The organism is Streptomyces sp. NPDC001728 (assembly GCF_040297565.1).
GTDB lineage: Bacteria > Actinomycetota > Actinomycetes > Streptomycetales > Streptomycetaceae > Streptomyces.
Genome location: NZ_JBEOZK010000007.1, coordinates 241,214 through 252,282, shown reverse-complemented (window position 1 = coordinate 252,282; position 11,069 = coordinate 241,214). Strand labels below are relative to the sequence as shown.

At 70.1% G+C, this 11,069-nt stretch carries 11 protein-coding genes; 1 reads left to right on the top strand and 10 read right to left on the bottom strand.

What is annotated here, in order from left to right; translation table 11 throughout:
- The first annotated feature begins 34 nt into the window (after positions 1–34).
- The gene (locus tag ABT154_RS13950) at positions 35–331 is read left to right on the top strand and encodes a hypothetical protein (protein ID WP_351856777.1); all 297 of its coding nucleotides are present in this window, start codon (positions 35–37) and stop codon (positions 329–331) included.
- Between the two features lie 141 nt (positions 332–472).
- Here the strand turns inward: ABT154_RS13950 and ABT154_RS13945 are convergent, their stop codons facing one another.
- The 10 genes from ABT154_RS13945 to rpsB form a co-directional block, all read right to left on the bottom strand.
- The gene (locus tag ABT154_RS13945) at positions 473–1,120 is read right to left on the bottom strand and encodes a dihydrofolate reductase family protein (protein WP_351856775.1); all 648 of its coding nucleotides are present in this window, start codon (positions 1,118–1,120) and stop codon (positions 473–475) included.
- 91 nt (positions 1,121–1,211) lie between these two features.
- Positions 1,212–2,234, bottom strand: coding sequence for an ABC transporter ATP-binding protein (locus tag ABT154_RS13940; protein WP_351856773.1), 1,023 nt, complete (start codon positions 2,232–2,234; stop codon positions 1,212–1,214).
- A complete protein-coding gene (locus ABT154_RS13935) occupies positions 2,234–3,847 on the bottom strand; it encodes an ABC transporter permease (protein WP_351856884.1) in 1,614 nt (537 codons plus the stop codon). The genes ABT154_RS13940 and ABT154_RS13935 overlap by 1 nt, the downstream gene beginning before the upstream one ends.
- A gap of 38 nt (positions 3,848–3,885) precedes the next feature.
- Positions 3,886–4,965 (bottom strand): thiamine ABC transporter substrate-binding protein, encoded by a 1,080-nt coding sequence (locus tag ABT154_RS13930; RefSeq protein WP_351856882.1) that lies wholly within the window; start codon positions 4,963–4,965, stop codon positions 3,886–3,888.
- Positions 4,966–5,215: 250 nt separating this feature from the next.
- On the bottom strand, positions 5,216–6,322 hold the full coding sequence (rlmN, locus tag ABT154_RS13925) for a dual-specificity RNA methyltransferase RlmN (protein ID WP_317874015.1): 1,107 nt from the start codon (positions 6,320–6,322) through the stop codon (positions 5,216–5,218).
- Positions 6,323–6,402: 80 nt separating this feature from the next.
- Positions 6,403–7,506, bottom strand: a complete 1,104-nt coding sequence (locus ABT154_RS13920; protein ID WP_351856771.1) for a phosphatidate cytidylyltransferase — start codon at positions 7,504–7,506, stop codon at positions 6,403–6,405.
- Complete coding sequence (gene frr / locus ABT154_RS13915; protein ID WP_026057589.1) at positions 7,506–8,063, bottom strand: ribosome recycling factor; 558 nt, start codon at positions 8,061–8,063, stop codon at positions 7,506–7,508. Before frr ends, ABT154_RS13920 begins: the two co-directional genes overlap by 1 nt.
- A gap of 94 nt (positions 8,064–8,157) precedes the next feature.
- Positions 8,158–8,922 (bottom strand): UMP kinase, encoded by a 765-nt coding sequence (pyrH, locus tag ABT154_RS13910; RefSeq protein WP_351856769.1) that lies wholly within the window; start codon positions 8,920–8,922, stop codon positions 8,158–8,160.
- 165 nt (positions 8,923–9,087) lie between these two features.
- Complete coding sequence (tsf, locus tag ABT154_RS13905; protein ID WP_351856767.1) at positions 9,088–9,924, bottom strand: translation elongation factor Ts; 837 nt, start codon at positions 9,922–9,924, stop codon at positions 9,088–9,090.
- 105 nt (positions 9,925–10,029) lie between these two features.
- Positions 10,030–10,944, bottom strand: coding sequence for a 30S ribosomal protein S2 (gene rpsB, locus ABT154_RS13900; protein WP_351856765.1), 915 nt, complete (start codon positions 10,942–10,944; stop codon positions 10,030–10,032).
- Between the last annotated feature and the right edge of the window lie 125 nt (positions 10,945–11,069).

The window sequence follows — 11,069 nt, the reverse complement described above, 5'->3', positions numbered from 1 at the left end:
GACCGCCGGAGCACCCGGCGGGAGGCTCGGGGCCATGACACCGAACACACTCCTGGCCTCCTGGCCCTCCTGGGCGGGCCGGGCCGGGTTCCTCTGGTCACTGCTGTACGCCGCCGGCGCGGCCCTCGCCGCGCTCACCGGCCCCGCCTTCGGCTACACCCTGCTCGCCAAGGGCACCGGCACGGCGGCCGAGACGACGGCGGCGGTGCTGTACGGGGCCGGCGGCTGCCCCGGCTTCCGCCGCTCGCGCTCGGCTGGGCGGGGGCGGGCGCGCTCGCCCCCTTCGGCGCCTTCCTGGCCGCGCTCGGCGTGCTGGCCTGGACGGGTGTGATCGGCCTCGGCATGGCGGACCACGCACCCTGGGTGGTCGCCGTCGCCTAGGGAGGCTTCTGCGGCTACGGTCTCGCGCTCGCCCGGGCCACCCGCCTGTACCAGCGGGCGACCCGGACGAACTGCGAGCACTGCTAGCCGGTCACTTCCGCCAGAACAGGTGGTGCGTCACCTTGCCGCCCGGGCTGGGCACCACATCGCGGTGGAAGCGGTCGAGCAGCTCGTCCGGGGACTCCCACAGCCGCGCCCCGGAACCGAGCTTCACCGGCGACACCGCGACATGCAGGGTGTCGACAAGCCCGGCGTCGAGGAACTCCCGGATGGTGGTGGCCCCGCCACCGAGCCGGACGTCCTTGCCCCCCGCCGCCTCCCGCGCCATCCCGAGGACCGTGGCGGGGTCGGCGTCCACGAAGTGGAACGTGGTGTCGGAGAGCGTGAACGACGGCCGCGGGTGGTGGGTCAGCACGAACACCGGCGTACGGAACGGCGGCTCGTCACCCCACCAGCCCTTCCAATCCTCGTCGAGCCAGGGCCCGCGCTGGGGACCGAACTTGTTGCGTCCCATGATCTCGGCGCCGATGTTCCGCGCGTAGTCCCGCGTCAGATAGTCGTCCAGGCCACGGCTGCCGCCCGGGTCGGTCCGCATCGGCCAGCTCGCCGTGGCCCCGGCCCAGGAGAACATCTCCCCGGGCTCCGCATGACCGAACGGCCGCTCCAGACTCTGGCCCTCACCGGCACCGAATCCATCGGACGAGACATTGAAGTTCTGGACTCTGAGCAATTGGCCCATGGTGGTTCCTCCCGCGTGGTCGACAAACAAGACGACGGACAAGACCGAACACCCAGAAGACTCCCACAGCGGCCAAAACTCATCGCACCCGCTACGGGGTGTCGTCCCCGAGCACCACCACGTCCTCCACCCGGAACTCCACGCCCACCGCGGCGCCCTCCTCCGGCGCCTCCCGCAGCGGGATCTCCGCCTCAAGGGCGGGCCCCTCGGCCGGCCGGAGCCTTACGACGACCTGACTGCCCCGGAACGTCCGGGACTCCACCGTCCAGAGCGGACCCTCCGCCACCAGCCGCACACCGCCCGGCCTGACCAGCAGCCGCCGGTCCCCCTCCGGCGAGCCGTCCGGCACCGGCACCTTCCCCCACACGGTCCGCGCGACCCCGCCCGTGACCCGCGCCGCCACCACGTTGTCGAAGCCCAGGAACCGCGCCACGAACTCCGAAGCGGGCCGCCGCCACACCTCGGCCGGCGCACCCGTCTGAGCGATCCGCCCGTCCCGCATGACCACCACCCGGTCGGCCAGCACGAACGCCTCACCCTGATCGTGGGTCACCGCGAGCACCGTCGTCCCCAGAGTCCCGAAGAGCTGCCGCAACTCCACCACGAGCCGCTCCCGCAGCCCCCGGTCCAGCTGCCCGAGAGGCTCGTCCAGCATCAGCAGCCGGGGCCGGGGCGCCAGCGCGCGGGCCAGCGCCACCCGCTGCTGCTCACCGCCGGAGAGCGCGCCGACCGACCGCCGCTCGGCGCCCGGCAGCCCGACGAGGTCGAGCAGCTCCCGCACCCGCTCCCTCTGCTCGGCCTTCACCGCCCCCCGCATCCGCAGACCGAAGGCGACGTTCCCGCCGACGTCCCGCTGCGGGAACAGCTGGTGGTCCTGGAACATCAGGCCGACACCGCGCCGGTGCGTCGGCACCCCGCGCTGGTCGGCTCCGCCGAGCAGCACCCGGCCGCCGTCCAGCGCCTGGAGCCCGGCCACCGCCCGCAGCAGCGTCGACTTCCCGCTGCCGCTGGGACCGAGCACACACACGATCTCGTGCTCGGCCACCTCCAGGTCCACGGCGTCCAGCACGGCCCGCTCCCCGAACCGCACGGTCGCGTCCTCGATCGAAAGCATCAGAACTCCCCGGAGGTCCGGTCGGTCCGGAGCCGTTCCAGCAGCAGCAGGGACACCGCGCACACCACCATCAGGATCGTCGAGAGGGCCATCGCCTGCCCGTAGTTGAGTTCGCCTGGCCGGCCGAGGAGCCGGGCCACCGCCACCGGCAGCGTCGGGCTGTCCGGGCGGGCGATGAAGACCGTCGCACCGAACTCGCCCAGCGAGACGGCGAAGGCGAACCCGGCGGCGATCAGCAGCGCCCGCCGCACCAGCGGCAGGTCCACCTCCCGCCAGGCCCGCCACGGCGAGGCACCGAGCACCGCCGCCGCCTCCCGCAGCCGCTCGTCCACCGCCCGCAGCACCGGCAGCATCGTCCGCACCACGAAGGGAACACCGACCAGCGCCTGCGCCAGCGGTACGAGGATCCAGCTGGACCGCAGATCGAACGGCGGCTCGTCCAGCGTGATGAGGAACCCGAAGCCGACGGTGACCGCCGAGACCCCGAGCGGCAGCATCAGCAGCGCGTCGAAGCCCCGCACCAGCCGCCCCGCCCGCCTGGTCAGTGCCGCCGCCGCGAGTCCGCCGATCAGCACCGCGATGGCCGTGGCGACCACCGCGTACCGCAGCGAGTTCCCGATCGCCTCCAGCGGCGGTACGAGGAAGGTCCCGGACTCGTCCAGCGAACCGAGCGCCCGGTAGTACCGCAGCCCGTACCCGTCGGGCCCCGCGAAGGAACGCTCCACGAGCACCCCCAGCGGCAGCAGGATCAGCAGCGCCACCGACACCAGGACCCCGCCGAGCAGCGCCCACTGCCCGAAGCCGCGCGGCCGGCGCGCGGTCCGCTCCGGGGACACCAGCCGCAGGGCGCTCTCCCGTCGCCGTACCGTCCACGCGTGCACGGCCAGGATCGCGCCGACCGCCGCGAACTGGACCAGGGTGAGGACGGCGGCCGTCGGCAGGTCGAGCAGCCGCGCGGTCTGCCGGTAGATCTCCGCCTCCAGGGTCGAGTACGCGTCCCCGCCGAGGATCTGTACGACACCGAAGGAGGTGAAGGTGAAGAGGAAGACCATCAGGGCGGCCGCCGACACCGCCGGCACCAGCGCGGGCAGCGTCACCGTCCGCCAGGCCGTCCAGCGCGAGGCGCCGAGGACCCGGGCGGCCTCCTCCTGCCGGGGGTCGAGCTGGGACCACAGCCCGCCGACGGTCCGGACGACGACCGCGTAGTTGAAGAACACATGCGCCAGCAGGATCGCCCACACACTGGTGTCGAGCCGCAGCCCCCACAGCTCGTCCGTGAGACCGTTCCGGCCGACCAGCGCGAGGAACGCCGTACCGACCAGCACCGTCGGCAGCACGAACGGCACCGTGACCACGGCCCGCAGGACGCCCTTGCCCGGGAAGTCGAAGCGCGCGAAGACATACGCCCCCGGCAGCGCGACCAGCAGCGTCAGCGCCGTCGACGCGAGCGCCTGCCAGACCGTGAAGCCGAGCACGTCCAGGATGTCCGGCCGGCTCAACGTCTCGCCGATCCGGCCGAACCGCCAGGCCCCGTCGGGCCGCAGCCCCCGGTCGACGATCGACACGACGGGCCAGGCGAAGAACACGGCGAAGAACGCGACGGGCAGGGCCATCAGCCCCAGCCGCGTCACGTCCCCCCGCCGGTCGCGCCCTACTTCAGAACGAGCGACGACCACTGCTGGATCCACGCGTCACGCTTCTCGGCGATCTTCTCCGGCGCCATGGTCTCCGGCTTGTCGACGACCACGCCGTGCTTCGTGAACAGCTCCGGCAGGGCCGCGTCCTTCGCCACCGGGTTGACGAACATCTGGAGCGGCATGTCCTCCTGGAACTTCTTCGAGATCAGGAAGTCGATCAGCGCCTTGCCGCCCTCGGGGTTCTTCGCCCCGTTCAGCAGCCCCGCGAACTCGGTCTGCCGGAAGCAGGTCCCCGTGGACACCCCGGTGGGCGCCACCTTCGGCTGCGGCTCGCCGTACAGCACCTCGACCGGCGGGCTGGAGGCGTAGGACACGACGAGCGGCCGGTCGCCCTTGGCCTGCTTGCCGCCGGCCGAACCGGAGAACTCCTGGTTGTACGCCAGCTCCCAGCTGTCGACGGTCTTCACACCGTTGTCCCGGAGCTTCTTCCAGTAGTCCCGCCAGCCCTCGTCGCCGTACTTCGCGGCCGTACCGAGCAGGAACCCGAGCCCCGGGGAGGACCGCTCGGGGTTCTCGACCACGAGCAGGTCCTTGTACGCCGGCTTCGCCAGATCGTCGAAGGTCACCGGCGGCGCCAGCTTCTTGTCCGCGAAGTACTTCTTGTCGTAGTTGACGCAGATGTCACCGGAGTCGACCGGAGTGACCCTGTGCTCCTCGTCCAGCTGGTACGCCGCCGGGACCCGGTCCAGGCCCTTCGCCTCGTACGGGACGAAGATCCCGTTGTCGAGGGCGCGGGACAGCAGCGTGTTGTCGACACCGAAGAAGACGTCACCCTGCGGGGAGCCCTTGGTCAGGATCTCCTTGTTGACGGCCTCCCCCGCGTCCCCGCTCTTGAGGACCTTCACGGTGAAACCGGTCTGCTTCGTGAACGCCGCCAGCACCTCCTTGGAGGCGTTGAACGAGTCGTGGCTCACCAGCGTCACCGTCTTCGGCGCCGGCGCACCGGTCTTCCCCGCGGCGCCGCGGACGTCGTCCGTGCCGCAGGCGGCGAGGGTCGTGACGCCCAGCGCCGCGACGAGCGCGACGGCGGCCATCTTCTTGGTACTCACTGAGGTGGTGCTCACTGAGATTCCTCCTGGGTGTGTCCAGGAAGAGACGCGGCCCTGCCCGCGTCCGGCGGACCGGACGCGGGCAGGGCGCAACAGCATGAGTTACGACCGAACTTCCTACCCAGAATGACCTGGGCGAGGTTCAGAGGGTCTGCGGCCTGACGGTGCCGCACTCTCAGCGCTGTGGCGCTCCCCTGTCGGAATATGGAGATGTGTTCGAGCTCAGAGTACAAGCTCAGCGTTCGGCGGCGGCCAGCTGTCCACAGGCACCGTCGATCTCCTGACCTCGGGTGTCCCGCACGGTCACCGGCACACCGTGACGCGCGATGGCCTCGACGAAGGCCTTCTCGTCCTCGGGACGGGACGCCGTCCACTTCGAACCGGGCGTCGGGTTCAGCGGGATCAGGTTGACGTGCACCCGCTTGCCCTTGAGGAGCCTGCCGAGCAGGTCACCGCGCCACGCCTGGTCGTTGATGTCCCGGATGAGGGCGTACTCGATGGAGATCCGGCGCCCGGACTTCTCCGCGTACTCCCAGGCGGCGTCGAGGACCTCACGCACCTTCCAGCGCGTGTTGACCGGCACCAGGGTGTCGCGCAGCTCGTCGTCCGGGGCGTGCAGCGAGACCGCGAGACGGCATTTGAAGCCCTCGTCGGCGAACCGCAGCATCGCGGGCACGAGACCCACCGTGGACACGGTGATGCCGCGCTGCGACAGACCCAGACCGTCCGGCTCGGGGTCGGTGAGCCGGCGGATCGAGCCGACGACCCGCTTGTAGTTCGCGAGCGGCTCCCCCATGCCCATGAACACGATGTTGGAGAGCCGCGCCGGTCCCCCGGGCACCTCCCCGTCCCGCAGCGACCGCATGCCGTCCACGATCTGGTGCACGATCTCGGCGGTCGACAGGTTCCGGTCGAGCCCCGCCTGCCCGGTCGCGCAGAAGGGGCAGTTCATCCCGCAGCCCGCCTGCGAGGAGATGCACATGGTCACCCGGTCCGGGTAGCGCATGAGCACCGACTCGACGAGCGTGCCGTCGTGCAGCCGCCACAGCGTCTTGCGGGTGGTGTCGTCGTCGCACGAGATGTGCCGCACCACGGACATCAGATCGGGCAGCAGCTCCCCGGCCAGCTTCTCCCGCGAGGCGGCCGGAATGTCCGTCCACTCGGCGGGATCGTGCGCGTACCGCGCGAAGTAGTGCGTGGACAGCTGCTTGGCGCGGAAGGGCTTCTCGCCGATCGCGGCGACGGCTTCCTTCCGCTCGGCGGGCGTGAGGTCGGCCAGGTGCCGCGGCGGCTTCTTGGCTCCGCGGGGGGCGACGAAAGTGAGTTCTCCGGGCTTGGGCATGGTGATACCAGTGTCGCAGAGATACGACGAAGGGCCCGCCGCCCCTGAGGCGACGAGCCCTTCACCGAAAGAACCGCAGGTCAGACCGTGCCGACGAACAACGCCATCAGCAACCACACCACCGGCGCCGTCGGCAGCAGCGAGTCAAGGCGGTCCATGATGCCGCCGTGGCCCGGCAGCAGCGTGCCCATGTCCTTGATGCCCAGGTCGCGCTTGATCATCGACTCGCCGAGGTCGCCGAGCGTCGCGCTCGCCGCCACCGCCAGACCGAGGATCAGGCCCTGCCACCAGGCACCCTCGTCGATCATGAACTCCATGCACAGCGCGCCCGCCGCCATCGCGAACGTCACCGCGCCGACCAGCCCCTCTCGGGTCTTGCCGGGGCTGATCCGCGGGGCCAGCTTGTGCTTGCCGAAGCGCCAGCCGACCGCGTACGCCCCGGTGTCGCTGACCACGGTCAGGATCAGGAACGTCAGCACCCGCTGCGGACCGTCGTCGGCGGTCAGCAGCAGCGCCACGAAGGTCGCGAGGAACGGCACGTAGAACGCGGCGAACACACCCGCCGTGACGTCCTTCAGGTAGCCCTCGGGGGGCTCCGTCATCCGCCAGACGAGCACCGCGAGCGCCGTGAGCGCCATCGCCACCCAGGCACCCTCGGCGCCCCGGACGTAGCCGGCGACGACCATCGCCGCACCGCCGACCGCGAGCGGCACCAGCGGGGCCTTGACGGCCTTGCGCTCCTGGAGGCGCGAGGTGAGCTCCCAGAGTCCGACGACCACGGCGACCGCTATCACCCCGATGAACGCCGGCTTCCAGATGAACAGCGACGCGACGATGACCGCGCCGAGCCCGACTCCGACCCCTATGGCCGCGCCCAGGTCACGCCCCGCGCTCTTCTTCCGCCGTGGCGCGGGCTGCGCGGGCGGCGGAGGCGGAGTGGGGCTGGGCATGGGCTCCTGCGGGTGCTCGTGCGGCGTCTCGTCACGGAACAGGGGACCGCTCGGGTGAGCGGCCCCCCGGCCGTGACCGTCCTGGAATCCGCCGGAGGGAACGTCGGGCACGATGGGCATGGGCCGAGTCTGCGCCGCGTGCTGCCGATCATGTGCGGGACCCGCCGGGACGGGCCCCTGGTCGGGTCCCCCACGGCCGGAAGCGGCCGGGGCCCCCCAGGAAGAGTCGTTCATCAGACCTCGAGCAGCTCGGCTTCCTTGTGCTTGAGCAGCTCGTCCACCTGCGCGACGTACTTCGCGGTGGTGTCGTCGAGCTCCTTCTCGGCGCGGCGGCCCTCGTCCTCGCCGACCTCGCCGTCCTTGACGAGCTTGTCGATGGTCTCCTTGGCCTTGCGGCGGACCGAGCGGATCGAGATCTTCGAGTCCTCGGCCTTGCCCTTGGCGACCTTGATGTACTCGCGGCGGCGTTCCTCCGTCAGCTCGGGGAACACCACCCGGATGATGTTGCCGTCGTTGCTCGGGTTGACGCCGAGGTCCGAGTCGCGGATGGCCTGCTCGATGTTGCGCAGCGCGCTCTTGTCGAACGGGGTCACCACGGCCATGCGCGGCTCCGGAACGGAGAACGACGCCAGCTGGTTGATGGGGGTGATGGCACCGTAGTAGTCCGCCACGATCTTGTTGAACATCGCCGGGTGCGCACGGCCGGTGCGGATCGCGGCGAAGTCCTCCTTGGCGACCACGACGGCCTTCTCCATCTTCTCCTCGGCCTCGAGGAGGGTCTCTTCGATCACCACTTGCTCCTGCGTGTCGTCGCGTTGTGTCCTGCACGGTGTACGACCGGCAGGGCTCTGTCCATCCCCTTGCGGGGCGGTTCCCCGGTTCGGGTCAGGCCCGGGTGCCCTGGTCGCTCACGAGCGTGCCGATCTTCTCACCCTTCACCGCGCGAGCGATATTGCCCTCGGTGAGCAGTTCGAAGACGAGGATCGGGAGGTTGTTGTCCCGGCACAGGGTGATGGCGGTCGCGTCGGCGACCTTGAGGTCGCGGGAGAGCACCTCGCCGTACTCGAGCGCGTCGAACTTGACCGCGTCGGGGTTGGCCTTCGGGTCGGAGTCGTAGACGCCGTCCACGCCGTTCTTGCCCATCAGCAGGGCCTCCGCGTCGATCTCCAGGGCGCGCTGGGCCGCGGTGGTGTCCGTGGAGAAGTACGGCATGCCCATGCCCGCACCGAAGATGACCACGCGGCCCTTCTCCAGGTGGCGCACGGCGCGCAGCGGGATGTACGGCTCGGCGACCTGGCCCATGGTGATGGCGGTCTGGACCCGGGAGTCGATGCCTTCCTTCTCCAGGAAGTCCTGGAGGGCGAGGCAGTTCATCACGGTGCCGAGCATGCCCATGTAGTCGGAGCGTGCCCGGTCCATGCCGCGCTGCTGGAGCTCGGCGCCCCGGAAGAAGTTGCCGCCGCCGATCACGATCGCGATCTCCGCGCCATCGCGGACGACGGCCGCGATCTCCCGCGCGATGGCGTGCACGACGTTGGGGTCGACGCCCAGGCCGGTACCGCCGGAGAAGGCTTCTCCGGACAGCTTCAGCATGTAGCGGCCGGCCTGCTTGCCGTTGTTGTCGTCGCCCTGTACGGCGCCCTGGTTCATGGAGATCTCCTCGTGCACATACGAAGGAGGCCATTGCCTTTGGGTCCTCGCGGTATCCCGTGCGGCAATGGCCTCCTCGTCAGATCTGCGGTCGTCCTGCGCGTGCGCGTGACGACTGCCTCAGACCCTACCGGGGTCCGGCGTCCGTCGCGTTCGCGTACGGACTCAGATGCCGACCTTGATGCGGGTGAAGCGCTTCAGGGTGACACCGGCCGCGTCCAGGATCTGCTGGACGGACTTCTTGTTGTCAAGGGCGTACGGCTGACCGAGCAGCGTCGCGTCCTTGAAGAAGCCGTTCACGCGACCCTCGACGATCTTCGGGAGCGCGGCCTCGGGCTTGCCCTCGGCGCGGGTGGTCTCCTCGGCGACGCGACGCTCGGTCTCGACGACCTCGGCCGGAACGTCCTCACGGGTGAGGTACTTCGGCGCGAAGGCGGCGATGTGCTGGGCGACACCCTTGGCGACGGCGGCGTCGGCCTTGTCGAACTCGACGAGGACACCGATCTGCGGCGGGAGGTCCGGCATCGTGCGGTGCATGTACGCGTAGACGAAGCCGTCGGCGTACTGCGCGAAGCGGTCCAGGACGATCTTCTCGCCGAGGTTGGCGTTGGCCTCGTCGACGAACGCCTGCACGGTCTTGCCGGCCTCGATCTCGGAGGCGAGCAGCGCCTCGAGGTCGGCCGGGGCGGACGCGGCGACGTGCTCGGCCAGCTGGGCGGCGACGGCCTGGAACTTGTCACCCTTGGCGACGAAGTCCGTCTCGCACTTCAGCTCGACGAGGACACCGGAGGTGTTGTCGTCGGCGATGAGGGAGACCACGGCGCCGTTCTCGGCGGAGCGGCCCTCGCGCTTGGCGACGCCCTTCTGGCCCTTGATGCGCAGGGCCTCGACGGCCTTGTCGACGTTGCCGTCGGCCTCGTCGAGGGCCTTCTTGCAGTCCATCATGCCGGCGCCGGTGAGCTCGCGGAGCTTCTTGACGTCAGCGGCGGTGTAGTTCGCCATGAGTCTGTTTCTCTCTCGAAGTCTGAAAGATCGGGCGGGTCCACGGGTAGTGACGGCGGGGGTCAACACGCTCCCCCGCCGTCACTACCCGAAGGTCCTGAAGGGTCAGGCCTGCTCGGCGTCCGCGGCCGGAGCCTCGGCCTCGGCGACCTCGGCGACCTCGGCGACAGCCTCGGTGGCCTCGGCGTCCGCGACCTTCTCGGTCTCGGCGGAGGTCTGGACCTCGGCGTCGTCGGCCTTCTTCTCGCCCTCGAGCAGGTCGCGCTCCCACTCGGCGAGGGGCTCGCCGGCGGCCTTCTCGCCCGGCTTCGAGTCGCCGGTCGCGGCGCCGGAGCGGGCGATGAGGCCCTCGGCGACGGCGTCGGCGATCACGCGGGTGAGCAGGGTGACGGAGCGGATCGCGTCGTCGTTGCCCGGGATCTTGTAGTCGACCTCGTCGGGGTCACAGTTGGTGTCGAGGATCGCGACGACCGGGATCTTCAGCTTGCGAGCCTCGCCGACGGCGATGTGCTCCTTCTTGGTGTCCACGATCCAGACGGCGCTGGGAACCTTGGACATCTCGCGGATACCACCGAGGGTCTTCTCCAGCTTGGCCTTCTCGCGCGAGAGCACGAGAAGCTCCTTCTTGGTGAGACCCGAAGCGGCGACGTCCTCGAAGTCGATCTGCTCGAGCTCCTTGAGGCGCTGCAGACGCTTGTAGACGGTGGAGAAGTTGGTGAGCATGCCACCGAGCCAACGCTGGTTGACGTACGGCATGCCGACACGCGTCGCCTGCTCGGCGATGGCCTCCTGGGCCTGCTTCTTCGTACCGACGAACATGATGGAACCGCCGTGGGCGACGGTCTCCTTCACGAACTCGAAGGCGCGGTCGATGTACGACAGCGACTGGAGCAGGTCGATGATGTAGATGCCGTTGCGCTCGGTGAAGATGAAGCGCTTCATCTTCGGGTTCCAGCGACGGGTCTGGTGACCGAAGTGGACGCCGCTCTCCAGCAGCTCCCGCATCGTGACGACGGCCATGGCCATCTCCTTGGTTTCTCGGTTGTTTTCCTGACGCCCCGGCGCGCCATGCCCACGAGGGACCGAAAGGCGCTGCCACGTCCGGTGAGGGCAGTGGCGGGGCGTGCGAAGTCGACCCGGTGACC